The following is a 23,597-nucleotide window of genomic DNA, read 5'->3' on the forward strand; positions in this document are numbered from 1 at the left end:
ATCATGAGATGAGCGTGCGTGCATCCGCACGCTTATTCGCGGCGATCTCCTACCGCAACCGACCTACCGCGAAGTGATGGACCCCGCGTGGTCCGTCCCGCATCGTTTCGCACAGGGAAGGCTTGACTTGTGGCTGCAGGATCTGTGATCACGCTCGGCGTCAGTACCGAGCGAGGCGCCGTGCACGCGGTGGCGTTCGCCGACTCGGGCGCCACCCTCACCGACCGGATGCTGCTGCGGCGCACGGTCCGTGCAGGCGGAGACGGGAAGGCCGACATCGCCGTCGCGGTGCAGACCGCGCTGGATACGATGGCCGCCGAACTCGAGGACGAGCACGAGATCGCCGGAGTGGCAGTGAGTTACCGCGACGCGATCGAGCGGCGCGCGATCGTCACCAGGCTCGCGGCGACGCCGTGGCGCACGGCCTCGCTGGTCTCGGCCAAGTCCGCGCATCTGTTCGTCGCCGGGGCGATGAGCTGGCTCGACGAGTTCGACAATCTGCTGGTCTACGAGGCCGTGCCCGGCCACCAGGCGATGACGCTGCTCGACCCGGGCAGGCACCGGGTGCTGGCCGCGTCGGCGCAGACCGGCGCGCCCACTCCCGGCGCGCTGCAGGTGGGTGTGTCGGCGGCGTGGGACCAGTTCGAGGCGGCCGGGGTGCGCCCCAGCGCGGTGGTGCTGGTCGGCTCCTCGGCCGACGCGCCCGCGGTGCGTGAGGCCGTCGCCGGGTTCGGCGTGCCGGTGCTGCCCTGCCGGCTGGCGCCGTTCGCGCCCGCCGCCGGCGCCGCGTTGGTCGCGCTGGGCGACGTCACCGAGGCGCCCGTCCCGGTCGCGCCGCAGTCCAAGCGCGGTACCGCGATGGTCGCGGCGGCCGCGAGCCTGCTGGCGGGCGGGCTGGTCGCCGGTGGGGCGTACGCGGTGATGAACGGCGGATCGCAGGGGGTGGACAACACGGCGGTGTCGTCGGAACCCGCCGCGGGCCCGGCACCGGTGATTCCACCACGACCGGCGATCCAGGAGACCGCCGACACCGGTTCGGCGGGTGGTGTCGGTTCCCAGAGCGGACTCCAGGTGGATCCGGCCGGTGAGCCGGCCGACACCTCGACCTACGAACACCTGTCGCCGAATCCGCAGCTGATCGACCCGAGTCAATTCCCGCTGGACTACCCCACCCAGCTGTACGGCGATGCGCCGCAGGACGATCCGTTGCCGCTCGAGCCCGCCCCGGTGGTCCCGCAGAAGCCCGCCGCGGCGCAGACGGTGCCGGGCACCGGAATTCCCACGGGCATGCAGCCCGCGCAGGCGCCGGTGCTGCCGGAGGGCCCGCGCACCGAGTCGGCGGACTGAGCCGGCCGAGCAGATCGGGAAGGGCCGCGCGGACTCCTCGCGCGGCCCTTCCCACTGTCACCGGCCCGGTGCTCAGACGCTGGTGCGGCGGCGGAACAGCGCACCGGCGGTGAGGAATCCGGCCGCCGCGATGCCCGCGCACCACAGCACCGCGAGCAGGCCGCTGTCACCGATCGGGGTGCCCATCAGCAGGCCGCGCGTCGTCTCGATCACCGGGGTCACCGGCTGGTTCTCGGCGAAGGCGTGCAGCCATGTGGGCATCGACTCGGTCGGCACGAACGCGCTGCTCACATACGGCAGGAACATGAACACGAAGGTGAAGCCGTTGGCCGCCTCCGGGTTTCGGGCCAGCAGGCCGAGCGCGGCGGACAGCCACGACAGCGCGAAGACGAACATCGCGAGCACGCCGAACACGCCGAGCCAGCGCAGTGGGTCGGTGGTCGGGCGGAACCCGAGCAGCACCGCGACACCGATCACGATGGCCGAGGTGAGCAGATTGCGCAGCACACTCTCCACCACGTGTCCGGTGAGTACCGCCGAACGGGCGATGGCCATGGCGCGGAACCGGTCGATGATGCCCTCGGCCAGATCGGTGGACAGCGCGACCGCCGTGGTGGACGCGCCGAACCCCGCGCACAGCAGGATGATGCCGGGCACCACGTAGTCGATGTAGGCGCCGGGGCCGACGTCCATGGCGCCGCCGAACACGTAGACGAACATCAACAGGATCATCACCGGCAGCGCGATCGTCATGATCATCGTGTCGGGACTGCGCAGGGTGTGGCGGATATTGCGGTCGAGCATGGTCGTGGAGTCCTTGGCGGCGCGCACGAGCGTGGCCGCTGGCGAAAGGGACATGGTGGTGGCTCTTTTCGTTCGGATGGTCAGGCCGCGACGTCGACGCGGTCGGTGAGCGCGAAGAAGACGTCGTCGAGATCGGGGGTGTGCACGGTCAGCTGTTCGACGGTGATGTCGAGGGCGGCGAACCGGTCGAGCAGGTCCTTGATCTGCGTGGTGCCGCCGCTCGTCGGCACCTGCAAGGTCAGCTGGTCGGGGTCGGCGTGCCCGTCCGGGACGGCGTGGCGCGCCGCGGTGAGCCGGCGGTGGTCGGGGAAGCGCAGCAGCAGGTGCCCGCCGGGGACGCGGCGTTTGAGTTCGTCCGGGGTGCCGTCGGCGACGATGACGCCGCCGTCGAGCACGGCGATCCGATCGGCGAGCTGATCGGCCTCCTCGAGGTACTGGGTGGTGAGGACGATGGTGGTCCCGTCGGCGGCGAGTTCCCTGATCGCGGTCCACAGATCACGTCGGCTGCGCGGGTCCAGGCCCGTGGTCGGCTCGTCCAGGAAGACCATGCGCGGCCTGCCCATCAGGCTCATGGCCAGGTCGAGCCTGCGGCGCATGCCGCCGGAATAGGAGTCGACCGGACGGTCGGCGGCGTCGACGAGGTCGAAGCGCGCGAGCAGTTCGGCGGCACGCCGGGCCGTCTCCTTCGCGCCCAGATGCAGCAGTCTGCCGGTCAGGCGCAGGTTCTCGGTGCCGGTGAGGACGCCGTCGACGGCCGCGTACTGCCCGGTGACGCCGATCAGCCCGCGGACCGTGTCGGCTTCGGTCACCAGGTCGTGCCCGAAGACCCGGACCTGTCCGTGGTCGGGCCGGATCAGCGTGGTCAGGAGGCGGACGAGCGTGGTCTTGCCCGCGCCGTTCGGGCCGAGCAGGGCGAAGACCGTGCCCGGCTCGACCTCCAGGTCCAGGTCGGCGAGGACGACGTGCGCGCCGAAGGACTTGCGCAACTCCCGGATCGCGAGGGCGGGTGCCATGGTCATGAGTTCGCTCCGATCGAGAAACTGTTTATGAGATAAACTTAGTTTATAGAGTAAGCAGTTCTCGGGCGCAAGGGTCCGGTGGCGTTAGAGTCGGAGGGAGCGGAGGAGGCAGGGAGTAGATGACGACATCCGGCGACACGGCACTACCGAAAGCGGTCGAGCTGATGTGGGGTCTGGAGCAAGCCGGATCCCGCGGGCCCCGGCGCGGGCTCACCCTCGACCAGATCCTCGACGCCGCGATCGCCGTCGCCGACGCGGAGGGATACGCGGCGCTGTCGATGAACCGCGTCGCCAAGCAGCTCGGCTTCACGGCCATGTCGCTGTACCGCTATGTGGACAGCAAGAACACGCTGGTCGATCTCCTGATGGACCGGGTGGTCGGACCACCGCCGGACATCTCGGCGGACATCCCGTGGCGCGCCGGTCTGGAGCGCTGGGCGCACGCGGAGTTCGACCGGATCGGGATCCACCCGTGGTGGGTGGACGTTCCGCTGAACCGGCCGCCGCTGGGGCCCAACAACATGGCCTGGCTCGACGCGGGCCTACGGACCCTGAGCGCGACGGCGGTTCCCGAATCGATCAAGCTCCAGCTGGTGATGAACCTGTCGATGTTCGTGGTGTCCAAGCGGCGGGCGGTGCGCGATCTGCAGACGGAGGAGGACGGCGACTTCACCGGGGTGCTGGCCAGGGTGCTCGACCCGGCGCGCTTTCCCTCGGTGACGGCCGCACTGTCCGCCTCCGCCTTCTACGACGACGAGATCGACTGGGGTAAAGCCGATTTCGAATTCGGTCTGGCGCGGTTGCTGGACGGCTACGAGGTGTTCGTCCGCACCTTCGCCTGACCTGCTACACCGACAGGTCGCGGCGCAGCTTGGCCACGTGCCCGGTGGCTCGCACGTTGTACTGCGCCACCTCGATCTTGCCCTCGGCGTCGACGAGGAAGGTCGACCGGATCACGCCGGTGACGGTCTTGCCGTACATCTTCTTCTCGCCGAAGGCGCCCCACTCCTGCAGGACGGTGCGCTCGGGATCGGACAGCAGCGGGAACGTCAGGCCCTCGGCGTCGCGGAACTTGGCCAGCTTGGCCGGCTTGTCCGGCGAGATGCCGACGACGTCGATCCCGGCGCCGCCGAGCTCGGCCAGATTGTCGCGGAAGTCGCAGGCCTGCTTGGTGCAGCCGGGGGTGCTCGCGGCCGGGTAGAAGTAGACGATCACCTTGCGGCCGCGATAGTCCGACAGCGACACGTCCTTGCCGTCGGCGTCGGGCAGCGTGAAATCGGGTGCGGTGTCTCCGGGGGAGAGGCGATGGTTGTCGGTCACCACCGCACGGTAACCGACCGGGTACGCCGGGGGCATGGATAGACTCGTCGGCGAGCAGCAGACACATACTGGAGGTGACGGTGGCCAAGAACGACACCGACCGGATCGAGCGTGAGATCGAGATCGCGCGCGCCCGGTTGGCGACGACGCTCGACGAACTGGCGGTGCGCGCCGATCCGCAGCGGATCGCCGACGATACCAAGGCGGTCGTGGTCGCCAAGTTGAACGAGCCGAAGGTCAAATACACCCTGATCGGCGCGGGCGCGCTCGTCGCGGGCCTGGTCCTGGTCAAGATCTTCCGCCGCTGACACGCGGCAACAACGCGAAACACCCGATGCGGCACAGCCACATCGGGTGTTTTCTGTTTTCTGGTAAGCCGATCACCACGTTTGCGGCGAGGTCACGAGGCCGAAAACCCGCGGCGCCAGCCGCCAAAACTACTGCGTGGGGCAGGCCAGCCCGTCACCGTCGGGGTCGAGGTGGGGGGAGTAGCCCGCCTCGCCGCGGAACAGGGGAGCGCGACCCTGCGCGTAGGCGTCGTCGCAGCTGCGGAACGCGCCACCGGCCGAGCCGGACTGGACCAGGTTGGCCGAGCCCGTCGCGCCGAGGAGGGAGTCGAAGCTGGAGGAGCCGGTGCCCGCGGAGCCGGTGGGCACGTTGGCGTGGGCGGCGGGTACGGCGAGCAGGGAAAGCCCCACCGCGGCGAGGCTGACGGTCAGCCGACGAACGTTCATGGATTCCTCGATGTCTGCGCGTTTCGGTTGTGGGCCCGGACACTTCACGCGTCGGGCGGCCCCGTCCACCTTTGTGACGGGGCGTCCGGTTGTCAACCGCGCGCGTGTCCCGGCCCGTGGCCGGTCATTCGCCCAGGCGTCGTCCGGTCAGGTGTTCGGCGGGGACGGTCCCCATCCGGCCCGCCTGGAAATCCTCCATGGCCTCGATGATCTCCTCCTTGGTGTTCATCACGAACGGCCCGTACTGGATCACCGGTTCGCGCAGGGGCTTTCCGCCGAGCAGCAGGACCTCGAGGTCGCCGGTGGTGGTGTGCTGGTCGGTGTCGGCGGCGAGGGTGATGGCGTCGCCCTTGCCGAAGACCGCCAGCTGACCGGCGCGGATCGGCCTGCGATCGGTGCCGACCGTGCCGCTGCCCGCGAGCACGTAGGCCATCGCGGTGTAGTCCGTCGGCCACGGCGTCTCCAGTTGCGCGCCGGGGCTGATCGAGGCGTGCGCGTAGGCGATCGGGGTGTAGGTGGAACCGGGGCCGGTGAAACCGGCGAGCTCACCGGCGATCAGCCGGACCAGGGCGCCGCCGTCGTGCGAGCTGACCAGGGTCAGTTCCCCGGCACGCAGATCCTGGTAGCGCGGGGCGGCGAACTTGTTCGCCCGTGGCAGGTTCACCCACAGCTGGATGCCGTGGAAGGTGCCGCCGGAGATGACGAGCTTCTCCTCGGGCAGTTCGTCGTGCAGCATGCCCGAGCCCGCCGTCATCCACTGCGTGTCGCCCTCGCTGATCACGCCACCGCCACCCTGGGAATCGTGGTGGACCATGGTGCCGTCGAGCATGTAGGTGACGGTCTCGAAGCCGCGGTGCGGATGCCACGGCGCGCCCTTGGCCTCGTAGGGCTCGTAGGCGACCGGCCCCATCTGGTCGAGCAGAATGAACGGATCGGCCGAGCGCAGGTCCAGGCTGGGGAACGGACGCGTCACCTCGAAGCCCGCGCCTTCCCGCTGACGCGCGGCGGTGACGAGCTGGCGGACCGGTCGCTGGGTCGCGGTGACATCGGGGCGGGGCAGCCGGGGCAGCACCATGATGTCGTCGACGGTGATTGCGGGCATGGGATGCGCCTCCTGGTCGAGTAGCTTTGTTTCCATGTCAACCAAATGCGTTCTAGGATCATTCCCGTGACCCGATGGTTGACCGACGAAGAGCAGCAGACCTGGCAGGCGTACATCCGCATGCGCCAGCGTCTGGACGCGGCCCTGGCCGCCGGCCTGGCCGACCACGGCCTGTCCATGCCGGACTACGAGCTGATGGTGGCGCTGTCGGCCACGCCGAACGGGTGCATGCGGGCCAAGGAGCTGGCGGCCGAGGTGTGCTGGGACAAGTCCCGGCTCTCCAAGCAGCTCGCCCGGATGGCCGCCCGCGGCCTGGTCGACCGGCGACCCGCCGAGGACGACGCGCGCGGCATCGTCGTCTCGCTCACCGACGAGGGCCGGGCAGTCCTCGGCCGTGCCGCGCCCGAGCACGTGGAGCTGGTGCGCGCGGTGTTCGTCGACCGGTTGACCGAACAGGAGAGCACCTCGATCCGGACGCTGGCGGCGAAGGTCGTCGCGGCGAGCGACGAGCGGAGCGCACTGCCCGGATGAGGCGGCCGGTGAGCTCGCCGACGGCAGGCGCCCGTCCGCGTCGCCGCGCTCCTAGGCGAGGGCGGTGCCGATGGACGCGGTGATGTGGGCGGGAACTTCGCCCGGGTAGTCGCCGGTGGTGAGGGTGCCCGCGGGCTCGAACAGCAGCAGGGTAGCGCCCTCGACCGAGGACGGGCGGTGGTCGACGCCGCGCGGAACCACGTAGGTGTCGTTGCGGCGCAGGGTGACTCGCCGCGGCGGGGCGCCCGGCTCCCGCAGGTCGATGTCGAGGGTCCCGTCGAGGACGAGGAAGAACTCGTCGGTGTCGTGGTGGGCGTGCCACACGTGCTCGCCGCGCACCTTGGCCAGGCGCACGTCCCAGTCGTTGACGCGGGTGAGGATACGTGGGCTCCACAGCTCGTCGAAGGTGGCGAGCGCGGTGTCGATATTGCTGGGTCGATCGGTCATGCGTTCATGGTCGCGCTTGCGGTCAGTCCCGCGACAGTGCGATGAATGGCATATGTCGAAAGATTTCTCGCAGCCGGGTCTGCATCGGGTCGCGGCTCTCGTCGACGAGGGCTCCAACCCCTTCGAGCTGGCCTGTATGACGGAGGTGTTCGGCATCGAGCGGCCCGAGGTGGGCGGGCTGCTCTACGACTTCCGGCTGTGCGCGCACCAGCGCGAGGTGCCGATGCGGCAGAACTTCTTCACCATGACCGGGCTGGCCGGCCTGGAGCTGCTCGACACGGCCGACACGGTGATCGTCCCCAACCGGCCCGACACCGCCGCGCCGCGGCATCCGGCGGTGCTCGCGGCGATCGCGCGAGCGCACGCCCGCGGTGCCCGGCTGGTCGGCATGTGCAGCGGCGCGTTCACCTTGGCCGAGGCGGGCGTGCTGCGTGGACGACGGGCGACGCTGCACTGGCAGTGGGCCGACGAATTCCGGCGCCGCTTCCCCGACACCGAGGTCGACGACACGGTCCTGTTCATCGACGACGGCGACATCCTGACCTCGGCCGGCAGCGCGGCGGCCCTCGACCTCGCGCTGTACCTGGTCGGCCGCGACCACGGCACCGAGATCGCCTCCGCCGTCGCCCGCCGCCTCGTCTTCGCCGCGCACCGCCGCGGCGGCCAGCGCCAATTCATCGAACGCCCGGTGCCGCTCGCTCCCGGCGCGTCCCTGGCGGCGACCCTGGAGTGGGCCGAACACCATGCGACCGAACCCCTCACGGTCGCCGACCTCGCCGCCCGCGCCCGCGTCAGCGTGGCCACCCTGCATCGCCACTTCCGCGCCGAACTCGGCTGCACCCCGCTGGCCTGGCTCACCGCCCGCCGCCTCGACCAGGCCCGCCGCCTCCTCGAAACCACCGACCTCCCCATCGAACGCGTCGCCGCCGAGTGCGGCCTCGGCACCACCGCCAACCTCCGCACCCACCTCGCCGCCGCCACCGGCCTGACCCCGACCGCCTACCGTGCCCAATTCCGCGCCAGGACGGCATGATCCGGCGAGTGGTTTCCGGCAGCCCCCGCGACGGTGCCACACCCCGGTCCGCCCGGTGAGGCGTGCCCGCGTGGTGAGGCGCGCCCGCGTGGTGAGGCGCGCCCGGCGAGGCGTTCCCGCCGGGCGATGAGTGGACGCCGCGGTGCGGACGCGGACCGGGCTGGGTCCGCGCGGAGGCCCGCCGCACAGCAGGCTGCGCTCAGTGGGCTCGGTGGGGGAGAAACCGCCGGGCGTAGGTGATGGCCGAGCCGGTGTCGGGGAAGACGGCCTCGTCGCCGCCGGAAGGCAGGGCGCCCATCGCCGCCAGGCGGGCGCGGTGGTCATCGCGTAGACCGGACATCAGGACGGTGATGTGCCGGTGCTCGAGCTTGTCGACGGCATCCGCGAGCACCAGCGCCCCGGTGGTGTCGAGCGCGGTGACCCGCGACATCCGCAGAATCACCACCCGCACCTCGGCCACCTCCGACAGTTCGAGCAGGAACCGGTGGGCCGCGGCGAAGAACAGCGGTCCGTCGATGCGATAGGCGACGATGTGATCACGCAGCAGCGCGTGCTCCTCACCGAGGTGATCGGACTCGTCGAGCGGGACCTGCCGCAGGTTCGCCTCGCGGGCGATGGCGCGCACCGCCAGCACCAGCGCGAAGCCGATGCCGATCACCACGGCGGTGACGAGGTCGAACGCGACGGTGACGAAGAAGGTGACCGCCATGACGATCGCGTCCCCGCGGGAGGCCCGCGCGATCGCGGTGAGCGAGGCCGTCTCCACCATCCGCACCGTCGTCGCGAGGAGCACCCCGGCCAGTGCCGCGATCGGGATGTCCGCCACGAGGCCGGCGCCCAGGTAGACGATGCCCGCCAGGATCACCGCGTGGGTGAGCGCGGCGAGGCGGGTCCGCGCGCCCGAACGCACATTGACCGCCGTCCGCGCGATCGCGCCGGTCGCGGGCACACCGCCGAACAGCGGTGCGGCGATATTGGCCAGGCCCTGCCCGAACAGTTCCCGGTCCGGATCGTGGCGGGTACCGACGGCCATGGCGTCGGCGGCGGTGGCCGACAGCAGCGATTCGAGCGCGGCCAGTGCGGCGACCGCGAGCGCGGGCAGGAGCAGGGTGGTCAGCTCGTCGAACCGGAGGAACCCGAACGAGGGCGCGGCCAGCCCCGCCGGAATCGTGCCGATGGACGTGAGCGGCAGCTCGAAGACGCGCCCGACCACTGTCGCCACCACGACGGCGACCAGCGCGAACGGCAACCTGGGCAGGTACCGCCCGCCGACCAGGATCGCCACGGCGACCACGAGCGCGGTCACCGGCGCGGCGGCGTGCGGGTCGTCGGCGAATCGGCGCACCGCGTCGAACGCTGACTGCCAGACCTTCTCACCCTCGGCGCCGGACACCCCGAGAGCGCCCGGAAACTGCTGCAGCGCGATCACGACCGCGATGCCCGCGGTGAACCCCTCGATCACGGGGGCAGGCATGAACCGCACCGCGCGGCCGACGCCGGCGAACGCCAGCGCGACGAGCAGCACCCCGGCCATCAGCCCGACGGTCAGCACGCCGGACGCGCCGTGTTCGTGCACGATCGGCACCACGACCACGGTCATGGCGCCGGTCGGCCCCGACACCTGGAACCGGGAGCCGCCGAAGACCGCGGCCAGCGTGCCGGCGACGACAGCCGTCGCCAGTCCGGCGGCGGCACCGAGCCCGGAACTGATGCCGAATCCCAGCGCGAGTGGCAGTGCCACCAGCGCCACGATCAGCCCCGACAGCAGATCCGTGCCCGGTGCCCGGAAGGCGGGCTTCCACTCCGACCAGGTCGGCAGCAGGGCCCGCATGGTCAGCGGTTGCCGAGCAGGCGCAGTTTCAGGGCGGCGAGCTGCTCGCGGAGTTCATCCGGGAGGCGGTTGCCGCCGATTCCGGCGAACCACTCGTCGATGGAACGGGTCTCGGCGACCCATTCGGCGTAGTCCACGGCCAGCGCCTTGTCGACCAGGGCCCGGTCGGTCTCGCCGAGGCCGGACAGGTCGATGGCGTCGGCGGTCGGGACGTAGCCGATGGGGGTCCACTCGGCCGCGGCCTCGCCGTCGAGCCGTTCCAGCGCCCACTTCAGTACGCGCACGTTGTCACCGAAGCCGGGCCACAGGAACGTGCCGTCGGCGTCGCGGCGGAACCAGTTGACCTGGAAGATCTTCGGCAGCTTCAGGGGGTCCGCCTGCGCGCCGAGGCGCAGCCAGTGCGCGAAGTAGTCGCCCACGTGATAGCCGAGGAACGGCAGCATGGCCATCGGATCGCGGCGCACCACGCCGACCGCGCCGGTCGCCGCGGCGGTGGTCTCCGACGACAGCACCGAGGCGGTGAACACCCCGTGCGCCCAGTCGAAGGTCTCGGTGACCAGCGGCACCGTGCTCGCCCTGCGCCCGCCGAAGAAGATCGCCGAGATCGGCACGCCGGTCGGGTCGTTCCACTCCGGCGCCACCGAGGGGCACTGCTCGATCGGGGTGCAGTAGCGCGAATTCGGATGCGCGGCCGGGGTGCCCGATTCGGGCGTCCAGTCGTTGCCGCGCCAGTCGGTGAGGTGGGCGGGCGGCTGCTTCGTCAGACCCTCCCACCACACGTCGCCGTCATCGGTGAGCGCGGTGTTGGTGAAGATCGAATTGCCCCGGTCGATGGTGGCGATCGCGTTCGGGTTGGTGCGCGCTCCGGTGCCCGGTGCGACGCCGAAGAACCCGGCCTCCGGGTTCACCGCGTAGAGCCTGCCGTCGGCGCCGAAACGCATCCACGCGATGTCGTCGCCGATCGTCTCCGCCTGCCAGCCGGGCAGCGCCGGTTCCAGCATGGCCAGGTTGGTCTTGCCGCAGGAGGAGGGGAACGCGGCGGCGACATAGTGTGTGCGGCCCCGCGGCGAGGTGAGTTTGAGGATGAGCATGTGCTCGGCCAGCCAGCCCTCGTCCCGCCCGAGCACCGAGGCGATCCGCAGCGCGAAGCACTTCTTGCCGAGCAGCGCGTTGCCGCCGTAGCCGGACCCGTAGCTCCAGATGGTGCGCGATTCGGGGAAGTGCGCGATGTACTTGGTGGGCCCGCACGGCCACGGCACATCGGCCTGACCCGGGGCCAGCGGGGCGCCGACCGAATGCAGACACCGCACGAAATCGGTGTCACCCGTGAGCTTTTCCCACACGGCGGCACCCGAGCGGGTCATCACCTGCATCGACACCGCCACATACGGGGAGTCGGTGATCTGCACGCCGAACTTCGGCTCGGCGGCGTCGAGTGGCCCCATGCAGAAGGCGATGACGTACATCGTGCGGCCCGTCATGGCGCCGCGGAAGTGCGCGGTCATCTCGGTGCGCATGTCCACCGGGTCGACCCAGTTGTTGGTCGGGCCGGCGTCGGCGGGGTCGGTGGAACAGATGAACGTGCGGTCTTCGACCCGGGCGACATCGTCGGGGTCGGAAGCGCACCAGAACGAATTGGGCTTGCCGGTGAGCCGGACGAAGGTGCCCTTCTCGACGAGTTCGTCGGTCAGGCTGTCCCATTCGGCCCGCGACCCGTCGCACCACACGACACGGTCGGGCGTGGTCAGTGCGGCGATCTCCGCGGCCCAGCGCAGGATCGCGGGATGCTCGGTGGGAACCGTCGTCGGCTCGGTGCTCGCGGTCACGGATAATCTCCTTGTTAACTTGCTAGTTTAGAAAATATGCAATCAGTGCGCACGGGTGGGGCGGCGGGTGATGGTTGGTCAGGCGACGGTGGACTCGGGGGGCTCGAGCAGTTCCGCCTGACCGGCGACGACACCGGTGAGGATGGCGCGAGCCACGACGAGCAGCTCCTTCACCCGGGGGGAGGTGAGTTCGTAGGTCACCGACAAGCCTTCCCTGTGGGCGGTCACCAGTCCCGCTCGGCGCAGGATCGCCAACTGCTGGGAGAGGTTCGCGGCCTCGACGCCGACCTCGGGCAGCATCTCCGAGACCGCGTGCTCGCGCTCGCTGAGTAGCTCGAGCACGCGGATGCGAACCGGATGGCCGAGAGTCTTGAAGAAATCGGCCTTCATCTGGTAGAGCGGTCTGCTCAGTCCTGGCACCGTGGCGAGTCCCGTCCTGGTGTAGCGGTAGGGTATTTTCTAACTTTAGCAAACAGGCTAACAGGAGAGATATGCCCATCGCCTCGCTCAATGGCATCCACCTCAACTACGACGTCACGGGGTCCGGGCCGCTGGTCTTGCTCGTCATGGGAAGCGGCAGTCCCGGCCGTGTCTGGCGGACGTATCAGGTTCCCGCGCTGGTCAAGGCCGGGTTCCGGGTCGCCACCGTGGACAATCGGGGGATCGCGCCGTCGGCGGAGTCGGCGGCGGGCATCACCATGGCCGACCTGGTCGGCGACACCGCCGCGCTGATCGAGCACCTGGGCGCGCCCGCCCATGTGGTCGGTACGTCGATGGGGTCGCGGGTGGTCGCCGAGCTGGCGCTGGCCCGGCCCGAATTGCTGGGCAAGGCGGTGATGTTCGCCGCGACCGCGCGTCCGCATCCGGTCTCGAGCACGCTCAACCGGGGCGAACAGGCCTTGTACGACAAGGGAATCCAGTTGCCGCCCGAGTACGCCGCCGCGGTGAAGGCGATGCTCAATCTCTCCCCGCACACCCTGGCCGATCCCGCCAAGGCGCAGGAATGGCTCGACATCTTCGAATTCACCTCGGGCAAGGGCACTCCCGGCACGCGCGCCCAGCTCGGGCTGGACCGTTCACAGGACCGGCGCGAGGCGTACCGCGCGATCACCGTGCCGAGCCTGGTCGTCGGTTTCGCCGACGACCAGATGGTGCCGCCGCGGTTCTGCCGCGAGGTCGCCGAGTCGATCCCGAACGCCCGCTACGCCGAGATCGAACGCTGCGGCCACTACGGCTACCTCGAACAGCCCGACGAGATCAACCGCCTCCTCGTCGAATTCCTCACCGCCGCGTGATCACCGTTCTCCCCGAAGGACTCTCATGAGCGACTCGCTTCCGCCCTGCCCCGCGTGCTCGTGTGAGTACACCTACGAACTCGGAGCCCTGCTGGTGTGCCCGGAATGCGCCAACGAATGGGCGCCGACCGCGGCCGATGACGCCGGCGACGCCGTGATCCGGGACGCCGTCGGCAATGTGCTCGCCGACGGTGACACCGTCACGGTGATCAAGTCGCTCAAGGTGAAAGGCAGCCCCACCGGCATCAAGGCGGGCACGAAAGTGCGCAACATCCGGCTGGTGAACGGCGTCGGCGATCACGACATCGACTGCAAGGTCGACGGCATCGGGCCCATGCAGCTCAAGTCCAGCGTCGTGAAGAAGGCCTGAGCGGGCGTCAGGTCGGCTGGATCAGGGCTGCGGCGGCGGCCGCGGCGATGGCCGACGCCACGGCGCCCAGCGCGGGGGAGTCGAGTTTCCACTGTTGCCAGTACAGCGGGACGTCGATGTGGGCGTGGCCGTCGAGGTTGACGAGAGTTCCCGCCGCCCTGTCCTTTTCGGTTTGCAGGTCGGGGAGCATGCCCCAGCCCATGCCGAGGCGCACCGCGTCGCCGAAGGCGTTCGAGGACGGCACGTAGTGGGTCGGCGGGTCGATCGGGTCGGGGGAACGGCCGCGTACGTGACGGAACTGCAGGTCGTCCTTGCGGTCGAACTGGATCATCGGCACGTGCGCGTAGGACCCCCGTCGCGCGCCGTCGGGGAACCAGTACCGCGCGAAATCCGGACGGGCCAGCGCCTGATATCGCATGGCCCCGAGCGGCTCGACCCGGCATCCCTGCACCGGCGTGGCCGTGGCGGTGATGGCCGCCATCACCGTCCCGTCGCGCAGCAGGCGGGTGGTGTGCTCCTCGTCCTCGCGGTGCAGTTCGACACAGACCAGGTGGCTCACCTGGGCGAGCGCGGGCATCACCCAGGTCTCCAGTGAGTCGGCGTTCACCGCGATCGGGATCCGGGGGGCGCGTCCGGCGGGCCGATCGGCGTCACCGAGTTCGCGGGCGGTGTCGCGGGCGAGCAACTCGACCTGGCGGGCCAGGCGCAGGACGGCGAGCCCGGAGTCGGTGGCGCGCACCGGTTTCGAGCGTTGCAGCAGGATGCGGCCCGCCGCTTCCTCGAGCGCCTTGATCCGCTGGCTGATGGCGGAGGGGGTCACGTTCAACCGCCGAGCCGCCGCGTCGAAGGTGCCCTCGGTGAGTGCCGCGTCGAGCGCGCGCAACTGGTCCAGCTGGAAGTCCACGTAAGGGATTCTAATGGTGCTGAAGAATCATTAGCTGGTCTGAAAATCTACGGTCTCTTAACGTCGAAGGCGTGACGGCTTCCTCCGCGGCACTGGCCGCCCTCTCCGGATTGGGCTTCGGGCTCTCGCTCATCGTGGCGATCGGCGCCCAGAACGCGTTCGTGCTGCGCCAGGGCATTCGTGGTCAGCACGTACTGCCGGTGATCGCGGTGTGCGCCGTGTCCGACATCGTCCTCATCGCGGCGGGTGTCGCCGGTTTCGGCACGATCGTCGAGGCGATGCCCGCTCTGCTCACCGTCGCGAGGTACGCGGGCGCGGCGTTCCTGCTCGGCTACGCCGTGCTGGCGGTGCGGCGGGCCCTGAGCTCGTCGACGCTGATCGCCGAGGCCGCGGGCGCGTCGGTGGCCGTCGGCGCGACGGTGCTGACCTGTCTGGCACTCACCTGGCTCAATCCGCACGTCTACGTGGACACTGTGATGCTGCTCGGCTCCTTCGCCAGCACCTATGCCGGACCCGAACGCTGGTTCCTGGCCGCGGGCGCGATGGTGGCCAGCGTGCTCTGGTTCGTCGGCCTCGGCTACGGCGCGCGCAAGCTGGCGCCGCTGTTCGCCCGGCCGCTCGCCTGGCGGGTACTGGATTCGCTGATCGCGGCGGTGATGCTCACACTCGCGGTCGGCCTGCTCGTCGCGTGAGCTCGCGGGGCCGGGCACGGGTCAGGTCTCGTCGCCCCAGGGCGTGACGGGTGGTTTCACCCACAGCAGCTTCTCGTCCGCGTGCGTGCGTACCGCGGCGGCGTGGCCGGGATTACGCGCGGCCCACGCGTCCTTCTGCGCGAGCAGGTCGGCGACCACCTGCCAGGTCTCGCCGGTGCTCGGCGGATTGGTATCGGCGGCCCTGGCCAGTTTGCGCAGGGTGGCCGCGGGCAGCGCGAGTAGTTCGGCGCCGCGGATATCGCGGGCCCAGACGTAGGCGGCCAGCCGGCGGGCCTTGGCGACGCGGCTCGCGGTGGCCGCGTCGGAATGCGCGTGATCGGGTGCCTGATCGGCGCTGTCTGGCACGGGGCGATTCTACGACGAACGCCCGCGCTCCGGTCGGTGGTGACCGGGGCGCGGGCGTTCACCCGTCAGGTGGCTCAGTACGCGCTGTTGACGTTGTCCATCGAGCCGTAGCGGTGCGCGGCGTAGTTGCAGGCCGCGACGATGTTGGAGACCGGGTTCCAGACGTCGAACGGGGTGCCCTCGACGTGGTACGCGGCGAAGGTGGGGTCGATCACCTGCAGCAGGCCCTTGGAGGGGATGCCCATCGCGGCGTTGGAGTCCCACAGGTTGATCGCCTGGGGGTTACCGGTCGACTCGCGCATGATGTTGCGGTGGATGCCCTCGTAGCTGCCGGGGATGCCCTTGGCGGCCATGATGTCGAGGGCCTGGCGGATCCAGCCGTCCAGGTTGTCCGGGTACGCCGGCGGGGCGGGCGCGGGCTCGGGCATCGGGGCCGGTGCGGGCTCCGGAGCGGGCGCGGGGGCGGCCTCCGGCGCGGGGGCGGGAGCGGGGGCCGGGATCGCCTCGACAGCGGGGGCGGCGCCGACGGCGGGGATGTTCTCCGCCTGCTCGACGACCATGGCAGCACGCTCGGGCACGCTGTCGTCCGCGAAGGAGACGGCGGAGGACGCGGCTACGGCGACCAGACCGACCGCGGCGACCGCCACGGTGAACGCCTCACGGCGCGAACGACGGCCGAAAACGGTGCTGAGCTTGTCTTTGTTGAGCATTGCTTTTCTGTTCCTTCATCTCTGTCTGGCGACCGCTGGCCCTGGTGAGGGCGCGGGGGATCGCGCAGCGCGCACGCGGCGGCGCACGCCGGTCAGGCGATGTGTTGTTTCTGTCTGTATGGGAATGTGCGACGCTGTCGGGGTCGGACTCGCTCGATGGCGGTCCGTGCGCCGCACGGTGCTCCACAGCTGGCTGCGGGGAGACCACGCGCTGTTCGATCCCAGGCTCCGGAGGTTGGATACTTCCGGGCTGACCAAACCGCAGGTCCGTTTTTGACCTGATTGCAGAATGGTCACGAGTGGTTAACAGAAGGTGAACGGAACCTGAACGGCAAACGATGCCGATCTTGGTCGCTTCTTCCGGCAGTTGCGGAATCGTTATGTATGCAGGGGGTTTGCGGCCGAGATCGGTGTGGCCCGCCTCACAGAAAAAGTTTGCCCAGATCGGGTTTCATGAGCGTTTGCGCAGCTCCAGGGTGTCCGGATCGGGACTCCAGTGGCTTGCCGGGCCGATGTCCACGCCGATCCGATCACGGAATCGTGACCGTCGGATGTCCGCCGCCGTCGGGGCGCGGAGGCCGGCCTCGATCGCCGGCGTCTTCGCCGGAACGGCGGAGTGCTCAGGCGGGTTCGAGATCGCCGGGCGTCCAGCTCTGGTCGTAGAACCGGGTTCCGGGTCCGTAGAGCCGCACGATGACGAAGAACCCCTTGCCCGGCACGGTGGCCAGCCAGTTGCGTTCGTCGACATCGCCGGGCTTGTGCGGGCCGAAGTGGATGGTGTACGCGCCGTCGGGATCGGCGGTGGGCCGGTCCATGGTGTTGATCGAGGGAAACGGCTGTCCGTTGTCGAGGCCGGACGCGGTGACCGGGTCGTAGATCGCGACCGACCAGAACAGCGCGGCGGGGATGTCGGCGGGCAGACGCAGGGTGTACGAGCGGGCGCCGTCGAGCCAGTCGCCGTGGGCGTCGCGCATGGTCGCCGGGTACTTGGCGCCCTTGTCGACGAGGTCGACCACCATCCCGGGCGAGTTGGAGTAGGCGGAGGTGAAGTAGCCGGTGCGCTGTTCGAGATCGGTGTAGGTGCCGCTGGACCGGAATTCGGTGTTCTCCCCGGCGAAGACGTTCAACCACGCGCGACCCGGATAGTAGGAGCCGCCCGGTTCGAGCGGTACCAGGTTGGTGATGGTGACCTTGCTGATCGCGAACGCGGCCCGCGCCGCCTTGTCGAGCAGGTCCCGATCCTCTACGGAGGGCGCGAATTTCGCGCCCTTGTCGATCCCGATGGTGTGCAGGAAACCCCGCATGTCCAAGTCCGCGGGATCGACCGCCTCGCTCTGGATGAATCGGTCGAGCATGTCGAAGTAGGAACCGTCGCGGGGAAACAGCATGTCCAGCTCGACTCCCGAGGCATGCGGGAACTGCATCGGCTCGGCGTCGTCCTTGTGGCCGAGTGGGTAGATCACGGTCGCCTCGATCCGGGCGACAGGGTCGGACAGGTCCGTGGGGTCCTTGAAGAACGCGCGCCAGAACAGGAAGACATTGTTGGTGCGCGACCGATAGACGAATCCCTCATCGGGGTCGGGCCCGTCGTAGTCCGGCGGCAGGAGCACGTAGGTGCCGCCTTTGCCCGCGTCGGGGCCCGCCAGGCCGACATCACCGGTGAACAGGTGGCCGCCGATGACCGGTCCGTGGATCGGGCGCTGCCAGAAGTCGTCGAAGACCCCCTGCACGCCGGGCGGCGCCTCGACGACCAGCGGACCGTATTCGGCGAGGTCGAGATAGCCCATCGCGTACACGACGTCGAAATTCGGGGTGGTCACCAGTGTCTTGGCATCGATGCGGTTCTGCCACACCGGCAGCACGGCGTACCCGGCACCGAAGCGTCGCTCCGAGGCTTCTTTCATCGCCCAGATGTTGATCGCGGGCAACGTCCACAGGTACGCCTGTACCGCCCGCTGGAAGCGCAATTCGTCGGTGAGTACGCGCACCATCTCGTCAGGGGCGAACCCGCCGTCGAAGTCGACTCCGGCCAGCTCCTCATACCGCGACACGAGGTCCCCTTTCCTGCCGAGATCACCCGGACCCGGCCAGGTCCGGTCACACCAGCAGACCCGATCGGGCCGAGTTCGCACCTCACCCGAAGCGGGTGAACTCGACGCGCCGGAAGTTTGCGGATCCGGCTCGGCGCCCGCGACGTGACCGTTGCGATGGACTCCCGGCGACCGTGTACGGCACGTTGCGTGGAATGTGACTGGACACACAGGGATTCGTGACCTGATGTGGCTTCACCCCGAAACGAAGCAGGTCAGGCCCGGTAACCGGACCTGACCTGTTGCTACTGTGCGCCATCAGGGACTCGAACCCCGAACCCGCTGATTAAGAGTCAGCTGCTCTGCCAATTGAGCTAATGGCGCTTGTTTGCTCGGATCGCGACTCTAGGAGAGAACCTCTCGGCTTCTCCGTTCGCCCCGCTCTCCGGTGCGGAACAAACATTAACAGGCTCGGGGCCGGAAAGTGAAATCGGGCTCTGACCAGCAGCGATGCCGGGCGATCCGGGTTGTTAACGATCGGGGGCCGAGTGCGTATCTAAGGGATGTGACTTGGTCGTGTCGCGGGGGCTTTCCCGTTTGTGCCGACCAGGCTGACTGGCAGAATGGCTGGGACGACGAACCGTACGCCCCAGCCGGCGTGGATGGCACGGGCGTGGACCGTCGGTGGGATCTGCGGCGCACAGTGACTGCGTCGGTATGGAAACGGGGTTGACATGGGTAAGAAGCGGGGGCGACCTCGGTCGCTGCGGACGATCGTTCCGGTGGTGCTGCTGGCGGTGTTCGCGTTGGGCGCGAGTGCCTGCTCGGCGGCGGAAGGCGCTGGAGTCGAAGTCGCGATCGACCGTAACCCGATCACCGAGCTGATGAAGCCGAAATTGGTGTCGGCGATCAAGGATGGGCAGGTCGGCGTCTCGCCGGGCATGCCGATGGCCTTCCAGGTCGAGGACGGCAAATTCACCGATGTGAAGCTCACCAACAAGGAGGGCAAGGCGGTCGCGGGTCAGCTCGCCGCGGACGGGCGCTCGTGGGCGACCACCGAGGTGCTCGGGTACGGCAAGACCTATCAGCTGACGGCGTCGGCGATCGGTCTCGGCGGCGCGAACGCCTCGACGCTCAGCTTCACCACCAGCTCCCCGAACAACCAGACCAAGCCCTACCTGATGCCGGGCGAGGGCGAGGTGGTCGGCATCGGCCAGCCGGTGGCCATCCAGTTCGACGAGAACATCCCGGACCGCCGGGCGGTGCAGGACGCCATCAAGATCACCACCGAGCCGCCGGTGGAGGGCGCGTTCTACTGGGTGAACAATCGCGAAGTGCGGTGGCGCCCAGAGCATTTCTGGGCTCCGGGCACCAAGGTGACCATCGACGTGAACGTCTACGGCAAGGACCTGGGCAAGGGTCTGTTCGGCCAGGACAACATCCACTCGTTCTTCACCGTCGGTGACGCGCAGATCTTCACCGCCGACGACAACACCCACCAGGTGACCGTGGAGCGCAACGGCGAGGTGATCATGACCATGCCGACCTCGATGGGCAAGGACTCCACGCCCACCGACAACGGCATCTACATCGTCGCCGACAAGCACGACAAGCTGATCATGGACTCCTCGACCTACGGTGTCGCGGTGAACTCGCCCGACGGCTACCGCACCCCGGTGGACTACGCGACGCGAATCTCCTACAGCGGCATCTTCTTCCACTCGGCGCCGTGGTCGGTGGGGCAGCAGGGCTACTCGAACGCCAGCCACGGCTGCCTGAACCTGAGCCCGGCCAACGCGCGCTGGGTGTACGAGAACGCCAAGCGCGGTGACATCACGATCGTGAAGAACACCGTCGGCGGCACGCTGTCCGGCGTCGACGGGCTCGGCGACTGGAACATCCCGTGGCCGGAATGGAAGGCGGGCAACGCCGACGTCTCCTGACGCGCGAAAGCGTAAGGGCCACCGGATTATTCCGGTGGCCCTTCGTCGTTCTCGGGGGAGGTCAGGCGGGGGTGGGCAGCTCGCTGCAGTCCATCATCGCCTCGCCCGCGACGGCCAGCGCGCTGCCGAGCGCGCCGCAGAGGATGCGGCCGCCGAACAGCAGGCGGTCCAGGTTGGGCAGGCCGGCCGAGCCGGTGCCGGAGGACCCGGTGGTCTCCAGGCCGGTGGTCGAACCGCTCTGCGCCGAGCCGGACTCGGGCTGCTCGGTGGGCAGACCGAAATCGCCGGCGGGCGCCGCGGCGACATACGGAGACAGGGGCAGGCCGGGCTCAGCCGCCGCGGTCCCCGCGATCGGGCCGAGCGCGGTGGTGGCCGCGAGAACGGCGACGACGGTGGAACGCTTCATCAAGGGGTCTTTCCGGTCGAACCTGACGAGAGATGCCGCACAACTGGGCGGTGGTCCAGAGTGTAGCGGGCAAACGTGATCTTCGTCATGACACCGGCGGGGACGGTCAGGCGGTCGCGGCGAGACCGTGCTCGGGGCCGCGGAGCTCGGCCGAGATGCTGACCCCGGGGTCGCCGACGACCACGCGCCGGACGCCGCAGCGGCAGCGTTGATAGGCGACAAGACCGTCGCTGGTGCGATGGCACGATTCGATCCACCAGGTGTGGGAGGTGTGGCTGCTCATGTCCCGAGTCTGATGTAATGGCATTGTGCATTACAACCATTACGGTCGGGAGCCCGTGCAACTCGGCATCGAGCTGCTCAACGAGCCCTGCGCCTCGGCGGCCGAGCTGGCCGAACGCTGCGCCGCCGCCGGGCTGGTCCTCTCCGTCCCGCCGACCGACGCCGACGTGACCTCGGTGACGGCGTTCCTGGCGCGCTGGCGCCGGGTGATCGAGTGCGCGGACCGTCCCGCCCGCGCCGACCTGCTCAACGCGCTGCTGGCCGAGTACGCCTCCGCGCCTCGCCTCACCGATCACCTCGGCGACGGCTGGCACCTGCACTTCCGCGACCCCGGCGTCGCGACGGACCGCCAGATCGCCGCGCTGATCACCGTCGGTACCGCGCTGCATCTGACCGGCCTGGGCATGGACCGGCTCGGTGTCTGCCAGGCCGACGGATGCGTCCGGGTGTACGCCGACATCTCGCGCAACGGCAGGCAGCGATTCTGCAGCCCGGCCTGCGCGAACCGGTCGGCGGTGCGCAGACACCGGGCCGGCCGCGCGGTCGGGTGATCGATGGCGAACCGGGTAGGCACGGCGCCGGGCGCGCGGTCGGGTGGTAGACGACGGCACCGATACTCGCGGGCGTCAGCTCTGTCGGTGGAAGTCACTCCAGTACAGGGAAGTTGGCGCGCAAGACGTTGTGTGGATCGCGGGCCTGCTTGATCGCACGGAGGCGGGCGAGGGTCGCCGGGTCGAAGGCCGCGCTCGCCGATTCGCCGGGGGCCAGGAAGGTGTACGGCTTGGCGCCGGTGATGTGGGTGCCCAGGTCGTCCACGATGGTCGCGAATCCGGCCCTGACGTCGTCGGCCGTCTGTGGCAGGCCGAGTCCGAGCAGGTAGAGCGCGTACGGCTCGGTGACCGGCCCGCGCGCACCGTCGGCGGGGTCGGCCTTCGCCAGCGCGCCACCGAGGCTGCGGATCTGGATGTTGAGCAGGGGCGCGACCGGCGCATCGATGATCGTCTTCACCACCGTGTCGCCGAGGTCGGTGAGCAGTTCGCCGCGCGACAGAGACGGCGTGGGGTCGGTGGGTTCGGCCGTGATGGCGCCGACTCGGTCGGGGGTCATGGCGCCGCGAGTATCGGCGAGCGCGCCCGCGATCGTATCGAGCGAACTGGTCAGCGCGCGGCCCTCGGCGGGGTCGCCGAGGTAGGCGACATCGATGGCGACGGTCGGCACCGCGCCGGGCAGCTGGTAGCGCTGCAGCCACACCGAGAGCTCGGTCGGTGCCGATGCGGTGAGTGCGGTGAACGTCTCGAAGACCTCGGCGGTGCGGTCGGCGGGCCAGCTCACCCGGCCGCCGTAGAGCTGGGGCAGCTCGAACAGATCGAACTCCAGCGCCGTGACGATTCCGAAGTCGCCACCGCCGCCGCGCAGCGCCCAGAACAGGTCGGGGTCGGAGTCGGCGCTGATCCGGCGTCGCTCGCCCGCCGCGTCGACGATCTCGAGCGCGGTGACCGCGTTCGCCGCCCAGCCGTGCGCGCGAGAGAACCAGCCGAACCCGCCGCCGAGGGTGTAGCCCGTCACACCGACGACGGGATTGCTGCCCGCCAGGCCGGTCAGTCCGTGCGCGGCGGCCGCGGCCTGGACGTGTCCCCACTGCGTGCCGGAGCCGACGCGGGCGGTGCGCCGATCGGGGTCGATGCTGATCTCGTCGAGCCTGCCGGTGCGCACCAGGATGGCATCGGCGATGTCACCGGTGGCGCCGTGGCCGGTCGGCTGGGTCACCACGGTGCGGCCGGTGCGCTGGGCATGGCGAACGACCGAGGCGATGTCCTCGGCGTCGGCAGCCGTGACGACGGCGGCCACCGATTGGCTCACGGCCGTGTTCCACGGCCGCGCGGCCTGCTCGAAGTCCTGCTCACCCGGCAGCAGTACCGTCCCGCGGACGGTGGTGCGCAGCGCGTCGATTCCCATGTTTCCTCATTCCCTCGTGGCGTCACCGGGTCGACGACGCGGGGAAGGCGACTGTGACACACCGGGCCCGAGGACGGTGTTCACCAGGTCCTCGACCTCGGCGGGATCGAGCGCCGTGGGGGTCAGCAGGCGCCGGTAGATCACCGCGCCCGCCAGCGCGGTCGCGGCCAGGTCCGGGTCGGCGCCGGGCGGGAAGTCTCCGGCGGTGATTCCGTCGCGCACGGCGGCGACGAGGGTTCGACGGCGCTCGGCGTTGTATCGGTGGAACAGCTCGCGTAGCTCGTCGTTGCGCTCGGCGGCGTCGATGAGCGCGGGGGTGCAGTCGGCGACGGTCGAGCCGGTGAACGCCGTGGCCAGGTGCCCGACGATGGCGATGACCCGTTGTCGCGGTGTCCGGCCGGTCAGCGGATCGTCGGCGGAGCCGGGTTGGACGTTGAGCGAGCGCAGCGCGTCGGCGATCAGCGCGAGTTTGCCCGGCCAGTGCCGGTAGACGGTGCTCTTGGCGACGCCGCTGCGGCGGCACACCGACTCGATGGCGAAGCCGCCGTAGCCGGCTTCGGCCAGTTCTTCCAGCGCGGCGGTGAGCACACGGCGACGCGACTCGGTGATCCGGGGATCGACATGGGTTTCGGCCTGGTCCACGACGCTA

At 69.7% G+C, this 23,597-nt stretch carries 27 protein-coding genes and 1 tRNA gene; 10 read left to right on the plus strand and 18 right to left on the minus strand.

The genetic code is table 11. From position 1 onward, the window contains the following. Positions 1–129: 129 nt before the first annotated feature. Positions 130–1,347: a hypothetical protein gene (locus QH270_RS08200; RefSeq protein ID WP_280339906.1), complete on the plus strand. Its 1,218-nt coding sequence runs from the start codon at positions 130–132 to the stop codon at positions 1,345–1,347. 72 nt (positions 1,348–1,419) lie between these two features. Here the strand turns inward: QH270_RS08200 and QH270_RS08205 are convergent, their stop codons facing one another. Next, positions 1,420–2,205, minus strand: coding sequence for an ABC transporter permease (locus QH270_RS08205; RefSeq protein WP_280339907.1), 786 nt, complete (start codon positions 2,203–2,205; stop codon positions 1,420–1,422). A 26-nt stretch (positions 2,206–2,231) separates the two neighbouring features. Next, positions 2,232–3,164, minus strand: a complete 933-nt coding sequence (locus QH270_RS08210; RefSeq protein ID WP_432420319.1) for an ATP-binding cassette domain-containing protein — start codon at positions 3,162–3,164, stop codon at positions 2,232–2,234. A gap of 125 nt (positions 3,165–3,289) precedes the next feature. Between QH270_RS08210 and QH270_RS08215 the strand changes: the two genes are divergently transcribed. Next, the gene (locus QH270_RS08215; RefSeq protein ID WP_280339909.1) at positions 3,290–4,012 is read left to right on the plus strand and encodes a TetR/AcrR family transcriptional regulator; all 723 of its coding nucleotides are present in this window, start codon (positions 3,290–3,292) and stop codon (positions 4,010–4,012) included. Positions 4,013–4,016: 4 nt separating this feature from the next. On the opposite strand, the gene bcp is transcribed toward QH270_RS08215, so the two are convergent. Next, entirely contained in the window at positions 4,017–4,490 is a 474-nt protein-coding gene (gene bcp / locus QH270_RS08220; protein ID WP_110039601.1) for a thioredoxin-dependent thiol peroxidase, read from the minus strand. A 74-nt stretch (positions 4,491–4,564) separates the two neighbouring features. Between bcp and QH270_RS08225 the strand changes: the two genes are divergently transcribed. Continuing rightward, the gene (locus QH270_RS08225; RefSeq protein WP_420107251.1) at positions 4,565–4,798 is read left to right on the plus strand and encodes a DUF3618 domain-containing protein; all 234 of its coding nucleotides are present in this window, start codon (positions 4,565–4,567) and stop codon (positions 4,796–4,798) included. Between the two features lie 129 nt (positions 4,799–4,927). On the opposite strand, the gene QH270_RS08230 is transcribed toward QH270_RS08225, so the two are convergent. Both QH270_RS08230 and QH270_RS08235 read right to left on the minus strand, forming a co-directional pair. Further along, positions 4,928–5,224, minus strand: a complete 297-nt coding sequence (locus tag QH270_RS08230) for an excalibur calcium-binding domain-containing protein (RefSeq protein WP_280339910.1) — start codon at positions 5,222–5,224, stop codon at positions 4,928–4,930. Between the two features lie 124 nt (positions 5,225–5,348). Next, positions 5,349–6,326, minus strand: coding sequence for a pirin family protein (locus tag QH270_RS08235; protein WP_280339912.1), 978 nt, complete (start codon positions 6,324–6,326; stop codon positions 5,349–5,351). A gap of 66 nt (positions 6,327–6,392) precedes the next feature. Between QH270_RS08235 and QH270_RS08240 the strand changes: the two genes are divergently transcribed. Then, positions 6,393–6,857 carry a MarR family winged helix-turn-helix transcriptional regulator gene (locus tag QH270_RS08240; RefSeq protein ID WP_280339914.1) on the plus strand — a complete coding sequence of 155 codons (465 nt, stop codon included), beginning with the start codon at positions 6,393–6,395 and terminating at the stop codon, positions 6,855–6,857. A gap of 51 nt (positions 6,858–6,908) precedes the next feature. On the opposite strand, the gene QH270_RS08245 is transcribed toward QH270_RS08240, so the two are convergent. Continuing rightward, positions 6,909–7,304, minus strand: a complete 396-nt coding sequence (locus QH270_RS08245; protein ID WP_280339915.1) for a cupin domain-containing protein — start codon at positions 7,302–7,304, stop codon at positions 6,909–6,911. A gap of 52 nt (positions 7,305–7,356) precedes the next feature. Here QH270_RS08245 and QH270_RS08250 point away from each other — a divergent pair, with 52 nt between their 5' ends. Then, positions 7,357–8,337 carry a GlxA family transcriptional regulator gene (locus tag QH270_RS08250; protein WP_280339916.1) on the plus strand — a complete coding sequence of 327 codons (981 nt, stop codon included), beginning with the start codon at positions 7,357–7,359 and terminating at the stop codon, positions 8,335–8,337. Positions 8,338–8,536: 199 nt separating this feature from the next. Here the strand turns inward: QH270_RS08250 and QH270_RS08255 are convergent, their stop codons facing one another. The 3 genes from QH270_RS08255 to QH270_RS08265 all read right to left on the minus strand — a co-directional run bounded on the left by QH270_RS08255 (position 8,537) and on the right by QH270_RS08265 (position 12,384). Continuing rightward, on the minus strand, positions 8,537–10,168 hold the full coding sequence (locus tag QH270_RS08255) for a SulP family inorganic anion transporter (protein ID WP_280339917.1): 1,632 nt from the start codon (positions 10,166–10,168) through the stop codon (positions 8,537–8,539). A gap of 2 nt (positions 10,169–10,170) precedes the next feature. Beyond that, positions 10,171–11,994, minus strand: coding sequence for a phosphoenolpyruvate carboxykinase (GTP) (locus QH270_RS08260; protein ID WP_280339918.1), 1,824 nt, complete (start codon positions 11,992–11,994; stop codon positions 10,171–10,173). Positions 11,995–12,072: 78 nt separating this feature from the next. Beyond that, a complete protein-coding gene (locus tag QH270_RS08265) occupies positions 12,073–12,384 on the minus strand; it encodes an ArsR/SmtB family transcription factor (protein WP_280339944.1) in 312 nt (103 codons plus the stop codon). Between the two features lie 101 nt (positions 12,385–12,485). Between QH270_RS08265 and QH270_RS08270 the strand changes: the two genes are divergently transcribed. Continuing rightward, on the plus strand, positions 12,486–13,289 hold the full coding sequence (locus QH270_RS08270) for an alpha/beta fold hydrolase (protein ID WP_280339919.1): 804 nt from the start codon (positions 12,486–12,488) through the stop codon (positions 13,287–13,289). Positions 13,290–13,314: 25 nt separating this feature from the next. Beyond that, a complete protein-coding gene (locus tag QH270_RS08275; RefSeq protein ID WP_280339920.1) occupies positions 13,315–13,659 on the plus strand; it encodes a zinc ribbon domain-containing protein YjdM in 345 nt (114 codons plus the stop codon). A gap of 7 nt (positions 13,660–13,666) precedes the next feature. On the opposite strand, the gene QH270_RS08280 is transcribed toward QH270_RS08275, so the two are convergent. Next, positions 13,667–14,563, minus strand: coding sequence for a LysR family transcriptional regulator ArgP (locus tag QH270_RS08280; protein WP_280339922.1), 897 nt, complete (start codon positions 14,561–14,563; stop codon positions 13,667–13,669). Positions 14,564–14,634: 71 nt separating this feature from the next. On the opposite strand from QH270_RS08280, the gene QH270_RS08285 reads away from it, so the two are divergent. After that, positions 14,635–15,255 (plus strand): LysE/ArgO family amino acid transporter, encoded by a 621-nt coding sequence (locus tag QH270_RS08285; protein ID WP_280339924.1) that lies wholly within the window; start codon positions 14,635–14,637, stop codon positions 15,253–15,255. Between the two features lie 21 nt (positions 15,256–15,276). Here the strand turns inward: QH270_RS08285 and QH270_RS08290 are convergent, their stop codons facing one another. The 4 genes from QH270_RS08290 to QH270_RS08305 form a co-directional block, all read right to left on the minus strand. Beyond that, positions 15,277–15,621, minus strand: a complete 345-nt coding sequence (locus QH270_RS08290; protein WP_280339925.1) for a hypothetical protein — start codon at positions 15,619–15,621, stop codon at positions 15,277–15,279. Between the two features lie 74 nt (positions 15,622–15,695). Further along, positions 15,696–16,331: a transglycosylase SLT domain-containing protein gene (locus QH270_RS08295; protein ID WP_280339926.1), complete on the minus strand. Its 636-nt coding sequence runs from the start codon at positions 16,329–16,331 to the stop codon at positions 15,696–15,698. A gap of 620 nt (positions 16,332–16,951) precedes the next feature. Next, positions 16,952–18,382, minus strand: coding sequence for a DUF1254 domain-containing protein (locus QH270_RS08300; RefSeq protein WP_280339927.1), 1,431 nt, complete (start codon positions 18,380–18,382; stop codon positions 16,952–16,954). Positions 18,383–18,672: 290 nt separating this feature from the next. Next, a tRNA-Lys gene (locus QH270_RS08305) sits at positions 18,673–18,745 on the minus strand. A 350-nt stretch (positions 18,746–19,095) separates the two neighbouring features. On the opposite strand from QH270_RS08305, the gene QH270_RS08310 reads away from it, so the two are divergent. Next, positions 19,096–20,304: a L,D-transpeptidase gene (locus tag QH270_RS08310; RefSeq protein ID WP_280339928.1), complete on the plus strand. Its 1,209-nt coding sequence runs from the start codon at positions 19,096–19,098 to the stop codon at positions 20,302–20,304. A 61-nt stretch (positions 20,305–20,365) separates the two neighbouring features. Here the strand turns inward: QH270_RS08310 and QH270_RS08315 are convergent, their stop codons facing one another. Continuing rightward, positions 20,366–20,710 carry a hypothetical protein gene (locus tag QH270_RS08315; protein ID WP_280339929.1) on the minus strand — a complete coding sequence of 115 codons (345 nt, stop codon included), beginning with the start codon at positions 20,708–20,710 and terminating at the stop codon, positions 20,366–20,368. Between the two features lie 106 nt (positions 20,711–20,816). After that, positions 20,817–20,993, minus strand: a complete 177-nt coding sequence (locus tag QH270_RS08320) for a hypothetical protein (RefSeq protein ID WP_280339930.1) — start codon at positions 20,991–20,993, stop codon at positions 20,817–20,819. Between the two features lie 25 nt (positions 20,994–21,018). On the opposite strand from QH270_RS08320, the gene QH270_RS08325 reads away from it, so the two are divergent. Then, a complete protein-coding gene (locus tag QH270_RS08325; protein ID WP_280339931.1) occupies positions 21,019–21,543 on the plus strand; it encodes a CGNR zinc finger domain-containing protein in 525 nt (174 codons plus the stop codon). Between the two features lie 94 nt (positions 21,544–21,637). On the opposite strand, the gene QH270_RS08330 is transcribed toward QH270_RS08325, so the two are convergent. After that, positions 21,638–22,948, minus strand: coding sequence for an FAD-binding oxidoreductase (locus tag QH270_RS08330; protein WP_280339932.1), 1,311 nt, complete (start codon positions 22,946–22,948; stop codon positions 21,638–21,640). Positions 22,949–22,954: 6 nt separating this feature from the next. Continuing rightward, positions 22,955–23,590, minus strand: a complete 636-nt coding sequence (locus QH270_RS08335; RefSeq protein ID WP_280339934.1) for a TetR/AcrR family transcriptional regulator — start codon at positions 23,588–23,590, stop codon at positions 22,955–22,957. Between the last annotated feature and the right edge of the window lie 7 nt (positions 23,591–23,597).

The organism is Nocardia neocaledoniensis (assembly GCF_029868625.1).
GTDB lineage: Bacteria > Actinomycetota > Actinomycetes > Mycobacteriales > Mycobacteriaceae > Nocardia > Nocardia neocaledoniensis_A.

Excerpts from the sequence above, each read along its gene's own strand:
- QH270_RS08265 (WP_280339944.1), bottom strand. The coding sequence starts at position 12,384 with ATGAAGGCCGATTTCTTCAAGACTCTCGGCCATCCGGTTCGCATCCGC.
- QH270_RS08270 (WP_280339919.1), top strand. The coding sequence starts at position 12,486 with ATGCCCATCGCCTCGCTCAATGGCATCCACCTCAACTACGACGTCACG.
- QH270_RS08230 (WP_280339910.1), bottom strand. The coding sequence starts at position 5,224 with ATGAACGTTCGTCGGCTGACCGTCAGCCTCGCCGCGGTGGGGCTTTCC.
- QH270_RS08210 (WP_432420319.1), bottom strand. The coding sequence starts at position 3,164 with ATGGCACCCGCCCTCGCGATCCGGGAGTTGCGCAAGTCCTTCGGCGCG.
- QH270_RS08320 (WP_280339930.1), bottom strand. The coding sequence starts at position 20,993 with ATGAGCAGCCACACCTCCCACACCTGGTGGATCGAATCGTGCCATCGC.
- QH270_RS08275 (WP_280339920.1), top strand. The coding sequence starts at position 13,315 with ATGAGCGACTCGCTTCCGCCCTGCCCCGCGTGCTCGTGTGAGTACACC.
- QH270_RS08245 (WP_280339915.1), bottom strand. The coding sequence starts at position 7,304 with ATGACCGATCGACCCAGCAATATCGACACCGCGCTCGCCACCTTCGAC.
- QH270_RS08235 (WP_280339912.1), bottom strand. The coding sequence starts at position 6,326 with ATGCCCGCAATCACCGTCGACGACATCATGGTGCTGCCCCGGCTGCCC.
- QH270_RS08315 (WP_280339929.1), bottom strand. The coding sequence starts at position 20,710 with ATGAAGCGTTCCACCGTCGTCGCCGTTCTCGCGGCCACCACCGCGCTC.
- QH270_RS08250 (WP_280339916.1), top strand. The coding sequence starts at position 7,357 with ATGTCGAAAGATTTCTCGCAGCCGGGTCTGCATCGGGTCGCGGCTCTC.
- QH270_RS08310 (WP_280339928.1), top strand. The coding sequence starts at position 19,096 with ATGGGTAAGAAGCGGGGGCGACCTCGGTCGCTGCGGACGATCGTTCCG.
- QH270_RS08255 (WP_280339917.1), bottom strand. The coding sequence starts at position 10,168 with ATGCGGGCCCTGCTGCCGACCTGGTCGGAGTGGAAGCCCGCCTTCCGG.
- QH270_RS08330 (WP_280339932.1), bottom strand. The coding sequence starts at position 22,948 with ATGGGAATCGACGCGCTGCGCACCACCGTCCGCGGGACGGTACTGCTG.
- QH270_RS08215 (WP_280339909.1), top strand. The coding sequence starts at position 3,290 with ATGACGACATCCGGCGACACGGCACTACCGAAAGCGGTCGAGCTGATG.
- QH270_RS08295 (WP_280339926.1), bottom strand. The coding sequence starts at position 16,331 with ATGCTCAACAAAGACAAGCTCAGCACCGTTTTCGGCCGTCGTTCGCGC.
- QH270_RS08205 (WP_280339907.1), bottom strand. The coding sequence starts at position 2,205 with ATGTCCCTTTCGCCAGCGGCCACGCTCGTGCGCGCCGCCAAGGACTCC.